Annotated in this window: 18 protein-coding genes and 1 pseudogene; 13 read left to right on the forward strand and 6 right to left on the reverse strand. The window is 68.4% G+C overall.

Features of this window, described 5'->3' with window-relative positions:
* Positions 1–46 precede the first annotated feature (46 nt).
* On the reverse strand, positions 47–988 hold the full coding sequence (locus KIK09_RS35160) for a LysR family transcriptional regulator (RefSeq protein WP_214323757.1): 942 nt from the start codon (positions 986–988) through the stop codon (positions 47–49).
* 104 nt (positions 989–1,092) lie between these two features.
* Here KIK09_RS35160 and KIK09_RS35165 point away from each other — a divergent pair, with 104 nt between their 5' ends.
* The 6 genes from KIK09_RS35165 to KIK09_RS35190 all read left to right on the forward strand — a co-directional run bounded on the left by KIK09_RS35165 (position 1,093) and on the right by KIK09_RS35190 (position 5,524).
* A complete protein-coding gene (locus KIK09_RS35165; protein WP_214323758.1) occupies positions 1,093–1,830 on the forward strand; it encodes an SDR family NAD(P)-dependent oxidoreductase in 738 nt (245 codons plus the stop codon).
* Between the two features lie 66 nt (positions 1,831–1,896).
* Complete coding sequence (locus KIK09_RS35170) at positions 1,897–2,103, forward strand: tautomerase family protein (protein WP_214323759.1); 207 nt, start codon at positions 1,897–1,899, stop codon at positions 2,101–2,103.
* A gap of 250 nt (positions 2,104–2,353) precedes the next feature.
* Positions 2,354–2,833: a site-specific integrase gene (locus tag KIK09_RS35175; RefSeq protein ID WP_275956373.1), complete on the forward strand. Its 480-nt coding sequence runs from the start codon at positions 2,354–2,356 to the stop codon at positions 2,831–2,833.
* A 583-nt stretch (positions 2,834–3,416) separates the two neighbouring features.
* Positions 3,417–3,617, forward strand: a complete 201-nt coding sequence (locus KIK09_RS35180) for a hypothetical protein (protein ID WP_214323760.1) — start codon at positions 3,417–3,419, stop codon at positions 3,615–3,617.
* A 32-nt stretch (positions 3,618–3,649) separates the two neighbouring features.
* Positions 3,650–4,186 (forward strand): GNAT family N-acetyltransferase, encoded by a 537-nt coding sequence (locus KIK09_RS35185; RefSeq protein ID WP_214323761.1) that lies wholly within the window; start codon positions 3,650–3,652, stop codon positions 4,184–4,186.
* Positions 4,187–5,053: 867 nt separating this feature from the next.
* A complete protein-coding gene (locus KIK09_RS35190) occupies positions 5,054–5,524 on the forward strand; it encodes a hypothetical protein (RefSeq protein WP_214323762.1) in 471 nt (156 codons plus the stop codon).
* Positions 5,525–5,770: 246 nt separating this feature from the next.
* Here KIK09_RS35190 and KIK09_RS35195 read toward each other — a convergent pair whose 3' ends face one another.
* The 3 genes from KIK09_RS35195 to KIK09_RS35205 all read right to left on the reverse strand — a co-directional run bounded on the left by KIK09_RS35195 (position 5,771) and on the right by KIK09_RS35205 (position 9,700).
* Complete coding sequence (locus tag KIK09_RS35195) at positions 5,771–7,597, reverse strand: FtsX-like permease family protein (protein WP_214323763.1); 1,827 nt, start codon at positions 7,595–7,597, stop codon at positions 5,771–5,773.
* Positions 7,598–7,602: 5 nt separating this feature from the next.
* On the reverse strand, positions 7,603–8,349 hold the full coding sequence (locus KIK09_RS35200) for an ABC transporter ATP-binding protein (RefSeq protein ID WP_214323764.1): 747 nt from the start codon (positions 8,347–8,349) through the stop codon (positions 7,603–7,605).
* A 187-nt stretch (positions 8,350–8,536) separates the two neighbouring features.
* Positions 8,537–9,700: a S41 family peptidase gene (locus tag KIK09_RS35205; RefSeq protein ID WP_214323765.1), complete on the reverse strand. Its 1,164-nt coding sequence runs from the start codon at positions 9,698–9,700 to the stop codon at positions 8,537–8,539.
* A gap of 64 nt (positions 9,701–9,764) precedes the next feature.
* Between KIK09_RS35205 and KIK09_RS35210 the strand changes: the two genes are divergently transcribed.
* The 4 genes from KIK09_RS35210 to KIK09_RS58225 all read left to right on the forward strand — a co-directional run bounded on the left by KIK09_RS35210 (position 9,765) and on the right by KIK09_RS58225 (position 12,286).
* On the forward strand, positions 9,765–9,914 hold the full coding sequence (locus tag KIK09_RS35210) for a hypothetical protein (protein WP_214323766.1): 150 nt from the start codon (positions 9,765–9,767) through the stop codon (positions 9,912–9,914).
* Between the two features lie 68 nt (positions 9,915–9,982).
* Positions 9,983–10,636 carry a response regulator transcription factor gene (locus KIK09_RS35215; RefSeq protein WP_214323767.1) on the forward strand — a complete coding sequence of 218 codons (654 nt, stop codon included), beginning with the start codon at positions 9,983–9,985 and terminating at the stop codon, positions 10,634–10,636.
* Positions 10,633–11,712, forward strand: a complete 1,080-nt coding sequence (locus KIK09_RS35220; protein WP_214323768.1) for a HAMP domain-containing sensor histidine kinase — start codon at positions 10,633–10,635, stop codon at positions 11,710–11,712. The genes KIK09_RS35215 and KIK09_RS35220 overlap by 4 nt, the downstream gene beginning before the upstream one ends.
* Before the next feature lie 337 nt (positions 11,713–12,049).
* On the forward strand, positions 12,050–12,286 hold the full coding sequence (locus KIK09_RS58225; RefSeq protein ID WP_275956386.1) for an alpha/beta fold hydrolase: 237 nt from the start codon (positions 12,050–12,052) through the stop codon (positions 12,284–12,286).
* A gap of 62 nt (positions 12,287–12,348) precedes the next feature.
* Here KIK09_RS58225 and KIK09_RS35230 read toward each other — a convergent pair whose 3' ends face one another.
* Positions 12,349–15,009 (reverse strand): ATP-binding protein, encoded by a 2,661-nt coding sequence (locus KIK09_RS35230; RefSeq protein ID WP_214323769.1) that lies wholly within the window; start codon positions 15,007–15,009, stop codon positions 12,349–12,351.
* A pseudogene (locus tag KIK09_RS60715) lies at positions 14,996–15,606 on the reverse strand (tannase/feruloyl esterase family alpha/beta hydrolase). The gene KIK09_RS35230 and the pseudogene KIK09_RS60715 overlap by 14 nt, the downstream one beginning before the upstream one ends.
* A 447-nt stretch (positions 15,607–16,053) precedes the next feature.
* Here KIK09_RS60715 and KIK09_RS35245 point away from each other — a divergent pair.
* The 3 genes from KIK09_RS35245 (at position 16,054) to KIK09_RS35255 (ending at position 18,636) form a co-directional block, all read left to right on the forward strand.
* Entirely contained in the window at positions 16,054–16,686 is a 633-nt protein-coding gene (locus KIK09_RS35245) for an alpha/beta hydrolase (protein ID WP_214323772.1), read from the forward strand.
* Positions 16,687–16,694: 8 nt separating this feature from the next.
* Positions 16,695–17,141 (forward strand): VOC family protein, encoded by a 447-nt coding sequence (locus tag KIK09_RS35250; RefSeq protein ID WP_214323773.1) that lies wholly within the window; start codon positions 16,695–16,697, stop codon positions 17,139–17,141.
* A 61-nt stretch (positions 17,142–17,202) separates the two neighbouring features.
* Positions 17,203–18,636, forward strand: coding sequence for a dihydrolipoyl dehydrogenase family protein (locus KIK09_RS35255; protein ID WP_214323774.1), 1,434 nt, complete (start codon positions 17,203–17,205; stop codon positions 18,634–18,636).
* Positions 18,637–18,785 lie beyond the last annotated feature (149 nt).

An 18,785-nucleotide genomic window follows, 5' to 3' on the forward strand; every position in this document is an offset into this window, starting at 1 on the left:
GACTGGACCTGATCAGGCCCCCGTCCGTACGCCGGCCTCGGGCCGTTCAGGCCTGCGTCAGTGCGTGCTCGGGGTGGTCGGGTGTGTCCTGGCGAAGCCGGCGGGTCAGCTCCCGGACGAAGGCCGCGACGTGCGGCGGCTGGGTGCCGGGGCGGGTGGCGCAGTACCAGACCCGGGTCTGCGGCCTGGTCCCGACCTGCACCAGGCTGATGTGGTGCGAGGTCACGTAGGGGGCGGCGACCCAACTGGGCAGGATGGTCACTCCCTCTCCACCGGCGACCATCTCGATCAGCAGGTCGGTGATGACCGGCATCGTGGTGACGCGGGCGGGCCGGGCGCCGTGCGGGATGGGCAGGGGCGTGGCAGGGATCCGGTTCTGGTCATAGATGTCGTAGAGGATGAGATGGGCGTCGTCGAAGTCACGCGCGGTGACATGGCGGCGATGCGCCCAGGGGTGTCGGTCCGCGACGACGGCCACCATCTCGTCCTCGAACAGGCGGGTCAGCTGGACGCGATCCATCTGACGGTCGAGCTTGGTGACCAACGCGACATCGACCAGGTCCTCGACCAGAGCGGAGATGGGCTCGTCACCGGGGACCGACTCGATGCGCACCTCGGCGTCCGGCTGCTGCTCCCGGAAGCCGCGGATGACGGGGGGCAACCACTGAAACGTGGTGCTGCACTGCGCGGTGAAGCGCACCCGCCGGTCGCGACCGTCGCGGATCTCCCGCACATCGCGCGCGGCGGCGCGCAGCTCGGTCAGGACCTGGCGTGAGGCGACCAGCATGCGCCGCCCCGCGGGATTCGGCACCAGCCTGCGCCCCTGCCGCTCGAACAGCCGTACGCCCAGCCTCTCCTCCAGCTTGGTGAGGCGCTGACTCAGGGCGGGCTGGCTCACGTAGAGACGTTCGGCGGCGGCCGTCAGGGTGCCGCTGTCCGCCAGGGCGTCCAGCAGCTCGAGATCACGCAGATCCACATCCAGATCCATAAGCTCAGATTATCATTATGCCTATAACTTCGTCTTGGACGAATGGGTTTCTCGGGCCGTACGGTCCTGGTGTCAGGTCAGCACCACCACTCGGGAGAACCATCGTGTCCAGCAGAAACACCACCGTCATCGTCACCGGATCGTCCAGCGGCATGGGCCTCGACATCGCCCGCGCGTTCCTGGAGCGAGGCGCCAACGTCGTGCTCAACGGCCGCGACCCCGACAGGCTCGCCAAGGCGGCCGCTCTGCTCGGCCCCTCGGAACGGCTGGCCGCGGTGGCCGGGGACATCGGGGCCAGGGCCACCGGCGAGGCGCTGGTCACCGCGGCCGTCGAGCGGTTCGGCGGGGTGGACGTCCTGGTCAACAACGCGGGCGTCTTCGCGCCGAAACCGTTCGTGGACGTCACCGAGGAAGAGCTGGACGGCTTCTTGACCAGCAACCTCAAGGGCACGTACCTCACCACGCAGGCCGTCGTACGTCGGATGGTCGCCCAGGGCGGCGGATCCATCGTCAACATCGGCACCGTCCTCGTCGACCACGCCATGTCGGGATTCGCCGCCTCCGCTCCCCTGGTGAGCAAGGGCGGGGTGCACGCGCTGACCACGAGCCTGGCCGCCGAGCTGGCCGGCCACGGCATCCGGGTCAACCTTGTGGCGCCCGGCGTCATCAGGACCCCGCTGCACAGCGCTTCCGACGTGGACTCCTATGGCGGTATCGCTCTGCTGAACCGGGTCGGCGAGGTCGAGGAGACCACCGCCGCGGTGCTCTATCTCGCCGAGGCGGCGTTCACCACGGGACACATCCTGCGCGTCGACGGCGGCTACGTGACCGGCCGCGCCTGAAGACCGATCGCCCCATCATTCGACCCGTTCATTCGACCCGTTCATTCGACAATGAAGGACTGAGCCATGCCGTACGTCAACGTGAAGATCACCCGTGAGCGCGCGACGCCCGAGCAGAAGGCGGAGATCATCAAGGGGGTCACCCAGCTGCTGGTGGACGTGCTCGACAAGGATCCCGCCACGACGTTCGTCGTGATCGACGAGGTCGAACTGGAGGACTGGGGCGTCGGCGGTGTGCCGGTGATGGAGTACCGGCGCAGGCAGCGCTCATGATCTGGGTGTACTAAAGCAATGAAGTTGGTGTCAGTCGGGACTCTCCGATCTCCGACCGACTAGGAGATCGGCGCTCTGTGGTCAACCCGGCCCAAGCTCGGGAGCTGCTCACCGCGGTGACCTATGTGGGCAGGACGCGCGGCCGGATGCTTGCGGCCATGTTCGCGTGCATGTACTTCGGTGGGCTGCGTCCTGCTGAGGCTGCCGGTCTCCGAGAGAGGGACTGCTACCTCCCGGAGAAGGGCTGGGGTTGCTCACGCTGGAGAAGACCCGGCCGCAGGGCAACACGCGCTATACCGACTCGGGCGAGGCGCACGATGTACGTGGTCTCAAGCATCGGGAGGAGACAGAGACCCGGTTGGTTCCGATCCTGCCGGAGCTGGTGGCTTTCATTCGCGACCACATCGCCATGCATGGCGTCGGAGAGGACGGGCGGCTCTTCCGGACCCGCACGGGCGGTGTGATCTCGGGGTCCGCCTACGCCAAGGTGTGGAAGGAAGCCCGGACCTACGCCTTCATACCTGACCAGGTCGCCTCTCCCCTGGCCGCCCGGCCGTACGACCTGCGGCACGCGGCCGTCTCACTCTGGCTCAACGCCGGCGTGCACGCGCCTGAGGCCGCCGAGCGCGCAGGACATGGCGTGGACGTGATGCTCAGGGTCTACGCCAAGTACATCAACAAGAGGTGGCGAACAAGCGGGAGCCGATCATGCCCAAGCCAACGACGGTAACGATCACTGGTCAAACTCCTGCGCCACTCGCGTATTGAATCCTGCCGATCGTCCCTCGACAGCACCTCCTAGGGCGCCGAGCTTCCGGCAGGGCTCGATTGGGCTCGGCTCACAGGTGCCCGAACGTGCCGGGCAGCAGTATGTCGGGATGTTTGGGGTCGAGAACCCTGACAAGTGTTCGGGTGGACGCGCGGGCCGCCGCGCCGGCACCGCTCGGGCGGCTCCCGGGCCAGCCCGTATCTGCGGATTACCACCATTACCGATGATCGTGTGATTGGTGAGCACGAGTAGGGCGCGGAGCAGCTTGGTGGCCACCGCGGTATCCATGCGGAACCTGGTGAGGATGCACCAGCCTTTCAGGTCGGCGAAGCCGTGTTCGACGGGGGCGCGTTCGACACTGATCAGATGGTTGACCTGTTTTGAGCCGTGGTGAGGGGCTTGTTGCGGACGGCTCCGCGGCCGGTGATGACCGCGGATTGTCCAGGCTCGTCGTCCAGGCCGACGAAGCCGGGGTCGGCGATGGCGCCCAGTCCGGCCTCGCGGAGGTGAGCGGTGAGCTGATTGTGCCGCGGTGGTGATCTCGATGATCCCGAAGCTGGGCGTGATCATCGACGCCTACCGAGGCCCACGCACCCTCATCCACGGCGACAACCGGCTGGACAACCTGCTGTTCCGCGACGATGTACCGACTCCGGCGACAGTGGACTGGCAGACCGTGGGAGTCGTCAAGCTACCGTCGGCCGATGCCGACGGTATGTCCCACATCCGGCCGTTGGTGGCTTAGTCAAGCGCCTCTCGGGCTGTTAATCTGCGCGCATGTCGGATCTGGGACCCGTGGCTTGGCCGCCTGAGCCGATCAAGACCGAACGGCTCGTGCTCCGTGAGTCAGAGGCTCGCGACCGTGCGGCGTTCATTGAGCTGCTGGCATCGCCTGAGGTGCATACCTACCTCGGCGGCCCCCGGGCGCGTGACGATCTTGAGCGCGAACTGCCCGAGGTGCCCGAGCGGTGGCCTGGGAGTTTCGTGGTTGATCTCGACGGGGCAATGATCGGCCAGGTCCTGCTCAGGAGAGCAATGCACCGCCGCCCGACTGCCACAGGCAAAACCGATCTCGGTTACCTGTTCCTGCCGCAAGCCTGGGGATTCGGATACGCCACCGAGGCGTGCGCGGCGGCACTCGACTGGTTGGACGGCGTCCTTCCCGGCGAGCCGGTGGTGCTCACCACCCAGAGCGCCAACGTCAGCTCGATGCGTCTCGCGGCAAAGCTGGGGTTCACTGAGGTGGAGCGGTTCCATGCCTGGGACGCTGAGCAGTGGCTCGGCCTGCGCTCCCCGGTCACGCCGTCCGCCTGAGCCAAGGTCGCCAGGGCGGGTACCCAAAGATTGTCCAGGTGGTCGGTGCGGAACCGGCGGCGACTTCCTGGGCATCACCCTGCTCGACACATCAAACCCAGCATGACCGCTACACCGACCAGATCTTCGGATCGGCGCTCTGTTGTGCATGTAGACACACGACCAGGAAGTCCAACTGATCAGCCCCAGGATGAGGTGGGCATCCAGGTCGGCGGTGATGGAGAAGTTCGCGTGGCGCCTGATCCGGGTGGTGCCGGGGAGGGTGGGAGCAGCCCTGACAAAGCCGGGACATGTCAGTACTGCCACATGGTGCGGGTCCGGTGAGCGGGATGGAGAGGAGGACGCGAGGGACCGGCGTCGTAACGTCCCTCAAAAGTACACCGGCTCGAACGTGGCGGATCAGCGCCGGAGGCGGTGCGCACCTGCCAGCGCGACGCCGGACATGGTCAAGGCGCTGCCGGCTCCATCAGGTTGCAGACTCAGCAGCAGCGGGAGTTGCTACTGGCGGGCGCGGCGGTTGCCACCATCACCGCACCGGCAAGACCGGCCGACATGAGAGTCGCGAGAACGGCGGCGAGGACGAGACGACGCATGGGCCTTCTCCTTCGGGTTCGCGGGCCAGTGCCCGGCCGCTGGCTCCCCGGCAGCCTTCAGCCGTTCATGTGTTGCATTGGTTGTGGTTTTTGAAATCCTGGAGTGACGTGTACTTGTATCCGTGACTGTCCCAGTAGTAGCCGTGGGAATACCACAATCGTCCACAGCCCCAAATGTAAACCCAGCGCCCCTGAGGCCGAAGATGTCGAAGTCCTCCCCGAGCTAACCGATGCGACTGAAGCTGAAGCATGGTTGCCAACGGCGACGGCAGCCATGAAGACTGCCGACAGAATTAATGCTTGTGCCGCTCTGTACATTTCCTATCTCTACGAAGAACACATGCGGGCCCTGCGCCACCGCAAGGGCTGGAAGTACCAGGTGGCCAAGAACATCTTCGGGACCACCCGATGGGATCTGGCCCGGTGGGATCGCGCCAAGGTGGACACCGGTCTGTCCAAGCTGCGAGCCAAGCAGGCCGCTTTGAAGGCCAAGCAGCAGGTGGAGGCGGCGGCCACTACAGCGGCCGAGACCTCGCCCGCTCCGTCCTCCCCTGCACGGCCGTCCCGGAAACGCGTTTGCGGGACGGCCGTGCAGGGGACTTCGGACGCCGGCGTTTCCGCAGGAACGATCGTCCCGAAACTCGTTGTCAATTTCTCCGAAGTGCCCTGCGCGCGCGACCTGGTGAGACACCCACATGTGCAGGGGACGGGGTCTGAGGAACATTGGAACCGGATCGTGCGCTAAGCGTTTGTCCTGGTGAGCATCGGTTTGACCCCCGATGATCGCTACCGGAAGCCTTCGAGGGTCTTGTCATAGACCTGTGGGAGGTTCACGGTGCCGGTCGAGTTCTTGTCCGATGAGCAGGCAGTAGGGTTCGCCTCGTTTCAGAGACCGCCTACACGCGTTCAGCTGGAGAAGTACTTCTTCCTCGATAGAGCGGCTCGAGGAACGGATCTACGCGGCATCATCAATCTTGCCGTGGTGATCGGCTTAGAGAGTCGCCGTCACGGGACGGCGGCCGCCAAGGTGGGCGGGAACAGAGGTGAGCGCCGCTACCACGAGCACGGTTGCCAGCACCAGCGCGATCAGCTGCCAGGGTGTGGGAAGCGTGGCCCTGTCGCTGTCGCCACCGGTGATCGTGTTGATAGCGGCGAACAGCGCCCAGCCTCCAGGGAAGACACCCAGGACGGCACCGAGGAGCGCAGGCAGCACCTGCGCGGTTGCCAGGGCGACGGTCGTTTCCCGCGGGGTGGCGCCCAGAGTGCGCGCCAGAGCCGACGCATGCCGGTTGTCGAGCACCGTCGCCCAGGTGATGACGATGGCGTTGACCGCCGCCAGGGTGAGCAGGATGACCGTCCAGACGAGGAGCACGTGCCGCAGCACCGCCACCTGGGTTTCGGTGTACGCGCCCGTGCCTGGCTGGTCGCCGAGGAAGGCGTTGAGCACCAGTAGGACGTAGATCCCGCTGACCGTGACCGCGATGCTGATCACGCCCAAGACGAATCGTCGCGGCCGACGGGCGGCGACCCGCAGAGCGAGCAGCAGTGGGACGGGCAATCGCGCCGAGAGAATGATCAGCCAACCGGTGCGACGAGGTGGGCGTGCCGCGTCGGCCAGCGCGCTGACGGTGCTGGAGCGGGCGCCGCGCACGGCCGGGACAGCGGTCGCCACCACGGCGACACCGAGTGCCACAGCGGTCACCAGACTGATTGTGGACAAGGTCAGCGACGCCGTCCCCGCGCTGCCAACGAGGCCGGCACTGGACTCGGTGAGCAACGGAGCGGTCAGCGCTCCGATCGTCAGCCCGGCCGCGGCCGCGACGGCGGCCACGAGGAGATACTCCGCGAGCAGCACGGCAGCGACCAGGCTCGGGGTGCCGCCGACTGCCTTGAGGAGTCCAACGCGTCGGTGCTGGTCGGCCATGCGGCCGCCGACCAGCACCGAGAGACTGGCCACGGCGAGCAGGCCGAGCAGCCAGGCGCCGATGAGCAGCAGGATCTGGGAGTCTTTGGCCAGGTCGGTGGCGTCGGCGAGGATGCTCTCCCAGGTCTGCATGGGCATGGCGCCGCCGTGATCGCCGCCGTTCCGGTCGACGAATGCCTGCGCTTTGTCCGGGTCGGTCAGCTTCAGGTTCATCACGTAGGACAGGGAGCTTGGGTCCGAGGCGAGGCTCAGCACGTCCGCCTGGGTGAGCCAGACCAGCCCGGGATTGTGCAGCAACCCCGCCGGCAGGTCCCGGTCGTCGGGGATGGCGCCGTTGATGCAGCCGGCGGAGACGATGCAGGACGCTCCGGGATAGGGCGGCATGGCGGCGGTGACCGCGACGCCGACGACCTTGAACGACCTGCTGTCCAGGGTGACCGAGTCGCCGACGCCTACATCGAGCGAGTCGGCGAAGGCGGCCTCGAGCACCACGCCGCCGTCGCTGACCCAGCTGCCTTGCGTCACCTGGGGCTGATCGACCGCCGTGATGGTGGCGTCGCGCCCCATGGCCTGGACATCCGACGTCCGGCCGGACGCCTCAAGCTTTCTCGCGATGACGGGGTAGGGTCCGCTGTGCGCGGTGACGCCGGAGGCGGTGGCCAGTTTCCCGAGCTCCGCGAGGTCGGCGGTCTGGCCGACGTTGGCGACCACGTCGGGTCCCTTGGTCGCCGCCCGGGTGCTCTGGTACGGGTCGCCGGCCGCGTCGCGCAGGACGAGCCCGAGCGTCAGCGTCGTGGTGGCGGCCAGGATGGCGATCAGCAGAAGCGCGGCCTCGGTGCGGCGACGCCGGAGGTCTCGCAGGGCGAGACGGATCACGAGAAGGATGCGGCCCATCGCGGTCAATCCTCCAGCCCGGCGAGCGCGCCGAGCTGCCCGGTGGTGCCGCCGGTCAGCCAGGTCTCGTCCACGAGCGCGCCGTCGCGCATCGAGAACTTCCGGTCCGCAGTGGCCGCGATCCGCGCGTCGTGGGTGACGATGACCAGCGTCTGCCCGGACTCGTGCAGGTCCTTGAAGAGCTGGAGGACGTCCAAGGTGGCGGCGCTGTCCAGGTTTCCGGTCGGTTCGTCAGCGAGGACGACCAGCGGCTCGTTGCTCAGCGCCCGGGCGACCGCGACCCGCTGCCGCTGGCCGCCGGAGAGCGCGGAGGGCAGGAACCGCGCCCGGCCGGCGAGCCCGAGCTGATCCAGCAGCTCCTCCGCGCGCCGCCGTGCGACCCGCGGCGAGCGTCCGGCGAGCAGCGCCGCCAGCTCAACGTTCTCCACGGCGGTGAGCTCCTCCATCAGGTGGAAGGACTGGAAGACGTAGCTGACCTCGGTCCGCCGCATCCGGGCCAGGGCCTTCTCGCTGATGTTGTCGATGCGCCGGCCGTTCAGCGACACCTCGCCGCCCGAGGGCCGGTCCAGCCCGCCGAGCAGATGCAGCAGCGTCGACTTTCCGCAGCCGCTCGGTCCCATGATCGCCACCGTCTCTCCCGCGCCGACGTCGAGACCGACGCCGTCGACGGCGCGCACCAATCCTTCCCCTTTGCCGTGCTCCTTCCGCAGCCCGCGGGCACTCAGTACGGGTGCCTCGGCGGCATTGCTCACGATCCACTCCTTCGATAGGTCCAGTTCTGCTTACGGGTCTTGAGCCGGCGCAGGTCCGCCTCAAGCGGGAGCACGATGTCCTCCGCCAACAGCGCTGCGGACAAGCGGGTCCGGCTCGGCCATGGCGGGGCGCTGGGTGCGGGCGACGGTGAGAGAGGCGGCCGGCTCGGCCGCTGCGGCAAGCGCGTCAAAGAAGCGCCAGCGCCTTGGCCACGCCGGGGTCGCGCCCGGTGGCCAGGTCGAGGGCGGTCATGGGGGCGTAGTGATCGACCGGGACGCCGATCGTGTCGATGATTTCGCGGGCGGGCCCGAGGTGCCGGACCCTGGGCAGGAGCACGGCGCTGCCGTCGTCGAGGAGGTATGCCTCGCTGGGGCCGGAGACAGCCCCAGCGGTGCGGGTCCCGATGAGGGTGCCCATGCCGTTGTCCTTGACGGCCGCGCTGAAGTCCTCGCAGGCCGAGGCGCACCCGCGGTCGGTGAGGACGATCAGGCGCGAGCCGAGCAGCGGGACGCTGTCGTCGGTCCGGTTGGGCGCGCACTCGCCCTTGAGCGGGCAGAAGTAGCTGGTGACCTTGCCGTGCGCGAATGCGCCGAGCAGCCGCGTCACCTCGCGAGGTGATCCGCCGCCGTTGCCGCGCAGATCGATGACCACGACCTTCGGTTTGTCCCGCAGCTTGGCGATGACCTGGTCGGCGGCGCCTTCGTAGAATCCGGGCAGTTGGACGTAGGTGACGCCGCCGGCGAGCTTCTTTGACGTCACCGCCGGAGGCTGCCGCGTGATAGGGCCCTCTCTGAGCTCGACGATGCGGGTCCGTCCCGTTGTGGGCCGCTTGAGCGTGAGCCGTACCGTGCCGGAGGCGAAGGCGTCGAGGATGCTCTGATTCACGGTGTCTCCGATGAACGCCGGCACGCCATTGGCCTTGACGATGATGTCACCGGCTCTGATATCGGCTTTGGCGGCGGGGCTGCCGGGCAGGACGCGGGTGATGAACATCGGCGGCCGGGCCGCAGGGTCGAGCTGCGATCCTCCCTGCTGAGCCGACGCGCCCACGATGCCCGTTCCGGTTGGCCCGCCCTCTTGCGACGGGGTCGGCCTGACCCAGCGGGCGTGGTTGTCGTGCAGTCCGGCGACCATGCCGGTGATCGCGGCGCGCAGGGCGGCGGAGTCGCCGACGCCGAGGACTTTCGCGAAGGCGGCCCAGTCGGTGTCGTGGTTCCCGGTCAGGGCGGGCAGCCGAAGGTCGGCCCGGTCTGCGCCGCGCCGCATCAGGTTCTGGGTATAGGCGGCGAAGGCGCTCTTCAGCAGCTCCTTCGAATCCATGACCGGGCCGCGGTAATAGTTGTCCAGCACGCAGAGGTACGCCTGCCGGAGCGTGTTTACCGATGTCGGCGGTGCCGATTGCGGCGGTGGTGCCGTGCTTGTGGTGCAGCCCCCGCCTGGGGTGGCCGATGGGGACGTCGGCTGGGACGTCGTGGCCGATGCTGACGCGGGTGCGGACATGGAGCAGGCTGCCACCAGGACGGCCGCACAGAGGGATCTGATCATGGCCGCCAGCGTGGCCTGAAGCGGGTTACACGGTCGTGAACGGATCCGTTAACGCCATTGAAACCCCGGTTCGAGTATGAACGTCTGATGCGGATTCTGGTGGCCGAAGACGAACGCGACCTGGCCGATCTCGTGGCGGTGGGATTGCGCCGCCATGCCATGGCCGTCGACGTGGTGTACGACGGGGCAGCCGCGGTGGAGCGGCTGGCGGTGCACGACTACGACGTTCTCGTCCTGGACCGGGACCTGCCCGAGATCCACGGCGACCTCGTGTGCGGTGAGCTGGTGGCGCGCGGGAGCCGTACGCGGATCCTGATGTTGACGGCGGCGGCGTCGGTGCCGGAGCGAGTGGCGGGTCTGGGGATGGGGGCCGACGACTACCTGCCCAAACCGTTCGACTACGCCGAGCTGGTCGCGCGGGTGCAGGCGCTGGGGCGGCGCAGCCAGTCGCAGGTACCACCGGTGCTGATGCGGCACGGGATCGTGCTCGACAGGCACCGGCTGCAGGCCTCGCGGGACGGGCGGCACCTGCATCTGTCACTCAAGGAGTTCGCCGTCCTGGAGGTGCTGATGAGGGCGGACGGCGCGGTCGTGAGCTCCGAACGGCTGCTTGAAGAGGCGTGGGACGAGAACGCCGATCCGTTCACCACGGTGGTGCGGGTCCTGGTCAGCCGCCTAAGAGCCAAGCTGGGGGACCCACCGTGCATTCAGACCGTTCCCGGCGCGGGATACCTGCTGTGACGACGATCCGGGTACGGCTCACGCTGATCTACTCTGGACTGTTCCTGCTCACCTCGGTCGTGTTGCTGGTCACGGTCAACCTCCTGCTGCGCCAGGCGCTGAAGACGCGGGTCGCCCGGTTACCCGGGGGTGCGGTGGCGCCGCAGCAGCAGATGCCACGGCTGCCCGATCTGGTGAACGGCGTGATCGGCTACCAGTGGGAGATGACCACCTTCACGGTGGGGATCTTGACGCTGGTCTCGTTGGCCGTCGGATGGCTGGTCACCGGGCGGATCCTGCGGCCCGTCCACCGGATCACCGCCACCGCGCAGCGGCTGTCTCTGTCGACCCTGCACGAACGGATCGCGCTCGTCGGGCCGAAGGACGAGCTGAAGGAACTGGCCGACACCTTCGACGCGATGCTCGACCGGCTCGAACGCTCCGTCGAAGGGCAGCGGCGGTTCATCGCGAACGCCTCCCACGAGTTGCGGACTCCGCTGGCCGTCCAGCGGGCGGCGATCGAGATCGGGCTTCCCGAGGACGTCGGCGAGATCCGCGGCACGCTCCTGCGCCACAACCGCCGCGCGGAGAACCTCATCGACGCCTTGCTGGTCCTGGCCCAGGCGGAACACGGCCTGGACAACAGGAGTCCGGTGGCCGTGGATCAGGTGGTACGGCGCGTCCTGGCGGAAAGAGATGCGGACGGCGTCAGTGTGAGGGGGCGGGCAGAGCCGTTCGTCGTCGACGGGGACCCTGTCCTGCTGAACCGGCTCGTCACCAACCTCCTCGACAACGCGGTCCGCTACAACCATCCCGGCGGAACCGTTGAGGTAACGCTCTCCCGTGGAGCGCTGACAGTGTGTAACACCGGCCCGCACGTGCCCCAGGAACGTTTCGGCGACCTCTTCAAGCCCTTCCGACGGCTCGACACGACCCCCGGACAGGGCGCCGGGCTCGGATTGTCGATCGTCGCAGCCATCGCGAAGGCCCACGGGGCCGACGTGCGAGCGAACCCCAACCCGGGCGGCGGGCTGGAGCTCGTCGTACTTTTCGCGGGATCCGAGGATGCATCCCCCGCAGGAGGAACAGCGGAGTGATACATGTGACACGGAATTGAACTTTTGTGTCACAGCAGCGCTCGCTCTGCTCCTCGCGGCCCAGGATGATGTGCCGGCGGACGAAAGGGCGACCTGTACCGCTTCAGAATTCACGCCGTCCTGGTCGGCCACTCGACCGGCGGTGGCGTGGTGGTGCGCTATCTGAGCCGTCACGGTACCGGCCGAGTGACCAAGGCGGTCCTCCTCGGCGCCGTGCCACCGCTGATGCTCGAGACGGCGGACAACCCTGAGCGAGGCGTTCTACGGGTTCAACCGTGTCGGAGGGCAATCGACGGGAGTTCTGGCCGCAGGGCATGGCTGCTGGGCTGGGGCGGCGCTGGACTGTGTCAAGCAGTTCTCCGAGACGGACTTCACCGTCGAGCTGCCGAAGATCGACATCCCGGTGCTGGTCGTGCACGGTGAGGACGACCAGATCGTGCCGATCGCGGCGTCGGCGCTCAGGATGGCCGAGCTGTTGCCGCAGGCGAGGTTGAAGGTCGTCCCGGGAGCCCCGCACGGTCTGGTCGGTGCGTATGAGGAGACGTTCAACGGAGGACTGCTGGAGTTCGTATAGAGCTGAACGTCTGTTCGGCTGTGAATGCCATGCCGCCCTAGCTGAGGGCGCGGTTCGGTGCGTCAGTCATTCGACGCCGCGACGCGGTCAGGGCGGTTCATGGCGTCCCGAAGGGCGGCGCGGGTGGTGACGCCCAGTTTGGGGAAGACCCGGTACAGATGGGAGCTGACGGTACGTGGCGACAGGCGTAGCCGTACACCGATCTCCTTATTGGTGAGGCCGCTGGCGGCGAGGTCGGCGATTCGCCTTTCCTGCCAGGTCAGCGGCATGTAGGAGGCGGAGACCTGCGGAGTTGCTCCGACGATCCGCAGTTCGGTGCAGGCTCGCTCGGCCCATGCGGTGGCGCCGAGCCGTTCCAAGGTCTCGGCGGCGCGGGCGAGGAGCGGCCGGGCGGCGGTGCGTTCGCGGGCGCGGCGCAGGCGGATCCCATGGGCCAGCTGGATCCGGGCCGTTTCGAACGGGAATCGCGCGGCCGCGGGATGGGTTGTGGCGCGCGCGAACATTTCGGCGGCCTCCCGCTCGGATTCCGCGGTCATCGCGAGCGCTCCGTAGCAGGTCAGGGCGAGGCGCGGGGAGATGTCGGCGAAGCCTGCGTCGCGGGCGGCGAGGGCGTGGCGGCGGGCTTGTTCGGTGCGGCCGGTGTTCAGGGCCGCCTCGATGAGGTCGAGGAGGGTCCGTGACGCCGGGGCGCAGTAGGTCCGGAACGTCCCCGGTGACGTGATGTCGACGGCATGGCAGTATGCGGCCTCATAGTCGCCCGCGCTCAGCGAGACCGTCACGGCAACGGAGTCGGCGAGGTCGGTAAGAAGACCGATCCCGCGCGGACGGGCCCAGGCTTCGACCTCAGCCCGCAGTTCGAGGGCCCGAGCGACCTGACCGCGCAGCGCCGCGAGCTGCGCCAGATAGGCACGTGTCTGGTGAGCGAGCAGATGGCGACCGTGCTCGATCTCCAGAGCGAGGGCCCGTTCTCCAGTCCGCACAGCGGCGTCCCAGTCGCCTGATCCCATCTGATCCAGCATGATCACCGTCAGCATGAGCATGCCGCTGAACACGGTGCCGGTCTCCAGTTCGCGGTCTACTACGCGTTCCAGATGAGGTCGGTACTGGCTGACGATATCGAGGTGGTATGCCGCGATGGCCAGGCGGGTCACATCCCAGGGCTCGCGGTCGCGCAGGTTCGCCGCGGCCCGCTCCAGAGGCCCGTCCCAGCCACGCCCGTGCAGGACCACGTCGCTCCAGGTGTTGCTATAGATCTGTGTCTGCTCGGTGACAAGGTCGCCAAGGGATGCGAGCGTCTCATGAGCCTCGTTCCAGAGGGCGGGGTCGGCAGCGTACTGGGTGACCGCGAGCAGGAGGGCTTGCATGCGGGCGAGGGTTTCAGTGGGCTCACCGTCCCGGCCCTCGATCGCCGCCATCAGCTGTCGGTAGGCGGAGCGCACGTCACCGTCCTCGAAGAACGCCTGGTGGATGGCATTGACGGCTGCGTCCGGCCCGGAAATGAGATGGACAGCGGGAGGCTCGCCACCGAGGCGAGCCGAGTATCCGGAGAGGAACGTCGCGTAGCTGAGCCGCCGGGCCCGTTCCACCGCGTCTTCGCTCAGCTCAGCTGCACGGGTCAGCCAGCCCACGGCGGCGATGGCGCCACCACGGCGGATCGCCGAATTGGCCGCGGCCTCCAGCGCCCGGGCGGCCTCCTCGTCGGGTGCGACATAGGCCGCGGCCAGATGCGTCGCACGCCGTTCAAGGTCGTCTCGGTGGACGTCCGCGAGCGCGCGGTGCGCGGCTCGGCATTGCTCGGGGGTTGCCATCTGCACGACACTCGATCGGACCAGCGGATGCCGGAAGGTGACGTACCCGGTGACTGGTTCAACGTCCAGCAGGCCGTACGCCACCGCCTCGTCGACGTTCCGCATCCGGTGGCGTGGCTTCGGCCCGCCGTCGCCCGGCCGAGTCCCGACGCCGTCGAGTGCGCCCACCAACAGTTCCACACGGGCCGCGTCACTGAGCGCGGCGATGCGGGAGCCGTACAGGTGGTGCAGCCTCCGCGGCAGCCCGGCGTCGCCGGCCTGGGACGGTAGTTCCAACAGCGCGAGAGGGTTGCCGAGAGCCTGGTCCAGCACCCATCGGCGCGCCCGCTCGTCCAGGGCCGGGTGGTGCTGGTCGAGCAGGCGCACCGCGTCCTCGTCGGTGAGCGGCCCGACCGATATCTCGGGCAGCACCGCCATGTCGAACCGGGAGACGACGTCGTCCCGGACCGCGACCAGCAGCTTCACCGAAATGCCTCCGATCCGGCGCCCGACGAAGCCGAAGACGTCGGCGCTGGAATCGTCGAGCCACTGACCGTCATCGAGGATCACCAGCAAGGGACGTCGCGTGGCGATGTCCGACAGCAGTTCGAGCACCGCGATGCCGAGCGTCATCAACGAGGGAGGATCGTCGGCTCGCTGCCCGGTGACCGCGTCGAGCACTGTGCGGCTGTCGTCGCTCAGCGGCAGCAACTGGTAGAGCAACTGGTGCAACCCGGAATAGGGCAGCTCGGACTCGGCCTCGACCCCGGTGATCCGGCTCACGAGGTGGCCGTCCCGGACGGCCAGCTCCGTCGCTTCCTCCAGCAGAGCGCTCTTGCCCACTCCCGCCGCGCCCCGCACCACGAGCACCCGGCCGGCGGTGGACTCCACCATGCCGGAGATCTCCGCCCGCTCACGACCTCTACCGATGATCACTACCGCTGATCCCCGTTCTGCTCCGTGACCTGTCTGGTGAGCAGCTTCCCTCGGCCGGAGGCCCCAGAGCCCCAGGGGACATCCCTGGCCTGTTCCCTGGGGGGCACGGGGTTGCGCCGGGGCCCCGTGCTCGTGGGGTCAGGCCCGGTGGGTCACCGACCCGCCCGGACGCAACGGAAGCCCTTGGTCTGGCCCGCATAGGGTAGCGGCACAGGTTGCGTTGGACTCGCTCGCCGGACGCGGTCGTCAGGGTGGCGGAGAGAGTGGCCGGTGCTCGCCCGTCCTCGACCCAGGAGATCAGCGCGGTGAGATCGTCGGTCGGCCCCCGCTCAGGCCGCAATGCTCGGTGCCCGGCGCCAGGAACAGCCGGATGAAGTCATCGACGTCACCTCCGGTCGCGCATTCGACACGCCGCCGATAGTCGACCGTGCCTGCCGTGGGAATCAGCTGGTCGCGGGTGCCGTGCCAGGTGAGGAGCTTGCCGCCCGTGTCGCGGAACGCCGACAGGTCGGCGTCGCGGGTGCCGATGACATCGTCGTACTCGGTGCGGGTCTGCTGGAAAAGCTCTTCGAACTTCGCATAGGTGAGCTCGGACATGTCGTACTCCGGGTTCTTCTTCACGAAAGTCGCGGCCCAGGCGGCGGGCACGAGGAACGGAACACCGCGAACGGTGCCGGACTCGTCCGGTGCGGTCGCGGCGAGGTAGTCGAAGGATGCGCCACCGGCAGGCCGTACCAGAGACGCTTGCCGCTTCAGGTGCGCGGCCCGTCCCAGATCGCCCGGACCACGGCCGCGTCCGCCGCGGTGATCGTGACCTGCTTGCTTGCCGACGAGTGCCAGTTCGTGTTGCGACCGGTCGGCGAAGTTCGTCAGCAGCGTCTGGTCAATCTGACCATGTTTCAGCGCCCAGCTGGTGTCGAGGGCCTCGGCGCTGACGCTCGGTCGTTCAGGCGTCGTCTGACTCACCGTCAGATGACCGATGTGCGCGCCCGGAGCACAGCCGAAGGTGGGAGCGTCACACCGCTCACGCAGAAGGTGAACTACATGAACAGCCAGTACAGGCGGCTTTTCGCCGTGGCAGCCGTCTGCGTTCTCCCCGCCGCCGCCAACCCACTGCGTGGCGTCGCCTCTGACGCCGCCGCGCTGCGCGGTCTGATCGCCCACGTCGACGGGCCCGTCATCCTCGTCGGCCACTCCTACGGCGGCAACGTCATCAGCGTTGCCGGCGCCGGAAACAGCAAGGTCAAAGCCCTCGTCTACGTGGCGGCGTTCCTGCCGCAGGCCCGCGAAAGCGCACTCGGCCTGAGCACCAGGTTCCCCGGTTCGACCCTGCCCGACGCCCTTGAGACGGTCACCGGCCCCGACCTGTACATCCGGCAGGATGCTTTCCACCGCCAGTTCGCCGCTGACGTTCCCGCCCCGCAGGCGGCGCAGATGGCCGCGTCCCAACGCCCGGTCGCGCAGGCCGCACTGGAGGAGAAGGCGACGGCCCCCGCCTGGCGGGAGAAGCCGAGCTGGGACGTCATCACCACCAAGGACCTCAACATCCCCGTGGCCGCCCAGCGGTTCATGGCCAAACGCGCCAACGCCCATATCACCGAGGTCGCCGCATCCCACGCGGTCACCGTCTCGCATCCCGGCGTCGTGATCGACGCCGCCGCCCGCGCCACCCGCTGAGAAACGTCATGGACTGGAAACTCGAAGTCATCATCGTGCCGGTGTCCGACGTGGACCGTGCGAAGGCCTTCTATACCGAAACGCTCGGATTCCGGCTCGACGCGGACTTCCCCGTCCGCGACGGCTACCGCGTTATCCAGGTGACCCCGCCGGGATCCGCCTGCTCGATCATCTTCGGTGACGGGCTGACCCCGACGGCCCCGGGCACCTACCTGGGCCCGCATCTGATCGTCACCGACCTCGAAGCCGCCCTCAAGAACCTCGCCGCGCGTGGCGTGACGGTGAGCGCGCCGTTCCGCGACGAGTCGGGTGTCTTCCACCATCCGGGCGACGCCGAACGGGTGCCCGGGTTCCACCCCGAGCGTGCCGGCTACGGCTCGTTCGCCTCCTTCCACGACCCCGACGGGAACCAGTGGTTCCTCCAGGAGATCACCCAGCGCGCTCCCGGCCGCTGAACCGCTGGCCGCCCACGGGAGGGCGGGACCACTGCCCTCCCTGTCTACCTTTGGAGATCCTGTGCGTATTTTCGACGTCGTCGTCATCGGCGCCGGACCGGTCGGCGAGAACGTCGCCGACCGGACGGCCGCCGCCGGGCTGGACACCGTCATCGTGGAATCCGAACTGGTCGGTGGAGAGTGCTCCTACTGGGCGTGCGAACCCAGCAAGGCACTGCTACGGCCGGCACTGCTGCACGCCGAGGCACGCGGCATGCCCGGCATGGACCCGGGCCCACTGGACGTCGAGGCCGTCCTGCGGCACCGCGACCGCATGTCCGGCGGCTGGAACGACCAGTCCCAGGTGCAATGGCTGAAGCAGGCGGGCATCACCCTGATCCGCGGGCACGGACGGCTGTCCGGGCCCCGGACCGTGGAAGTGACTGGTGCCGACGGCGCCGTCCTACGGCTGTCGGCCCAGCACGCCGTGGCCGTCTGCACCGGAACCCGCGCCGCTCTCCCATCGCTGCCGGACCTGGCCGCACTGCGGCCCTGGACGAGTCGCGAAGCCACCAGCGCCACCCGGGTCCCGCCACGGCTGGCCATCGTCGGCGGGGGCGTCGTCGCCGTTGAGATGGCCACCGCCTGGCAAGCCCTCGGCTCGCAGGTCACTCTCGTCGTCCGGGAATCCGGGCTGCTTACCCGGATGGAGCGCTTCGCCGCCGAACTGGTCACCGACGCGCTCCGCGCCTCGGGCGTCGACCTGCGGTTCGACACGACCGTCACCTCCGCGACCCGCGCCGCCGACGTCCGCCTCATCCTGTCCGACGGGGAGGCGCTCCACGCCGATGAGCTCCTGCTGGCGACCGGCCGGGCCCCCCGGACCGACGACCTCGGCTTGGAGACCGTCGGCCTGCGCCCCGGTATCTGGCTGCCGAGCGACGATACCTACACCGTGCCCGGCGTCACCGGCGATTGGCTGTATGCCGTCGGCGACGTCAACCAGCGCGCCCTCCTCACCCACCAGGGCAAATACCAAGCGAGGATCGCCGGCACGGTCATCGCCGACCGCGCTCGCAACCATCCCCTTGACCACAGCCCGTGGAGCCGCCACACCGGAACCGCCGACCATGCCGCCGTCCCCCAGGTCCTCTTCACCGACCCCGAGATCGCCTCCGTCGGCCTCACCACCGACGACGCCGCGCGCCTGGGCAGGGATGTCGACATCGTCGACTACGACCTCGGCCTCGTCGCCGGCGCCCACCAGCACAGTCCTGGTTATCTCGGCCGCGCCCGCATCCTCCTCGACCCCGCCCGCGGCACCATCCTGGGCGCGACCTTCGCCGGCCGTGGCGTCGCCGAACTCCTCCAGTCCGCGACGTTCGCGATCACCGGCGAGATCCCGCTGGACCGCCTCTGGCACGCCGTCCCGGCCTTTCCCACGCTCAGCGAGGTCTGGCTGCGTCTCCTCGAGACCTACCGGGACACCGCCGCACCTCTGCGCAGTGGGCGCTGAGACCACACCAGAGAGGAGAGCCCGAACATGGAGTGGTTCTTCCTGCCATGGACCCTCATGGCCTACCTACCCGGAGACTTCAACGCGACCTGGCATGGGAGTGAACGGAACCGGTACGAGCCTCCCGGATCCGCGGAGAAATGGCTGAT

Origin of the sequence: Nonomuraea sediminis, assembly GCF_018531495.1 — a bacterium.
Taxonomy (GTDB): domain Bacteria; phylum Actinomycetota; class Actinomycetes; order Streptosporangiales; family Streptosporangiaceae; genus Nonomuraea; species Nonomuraea sediminis.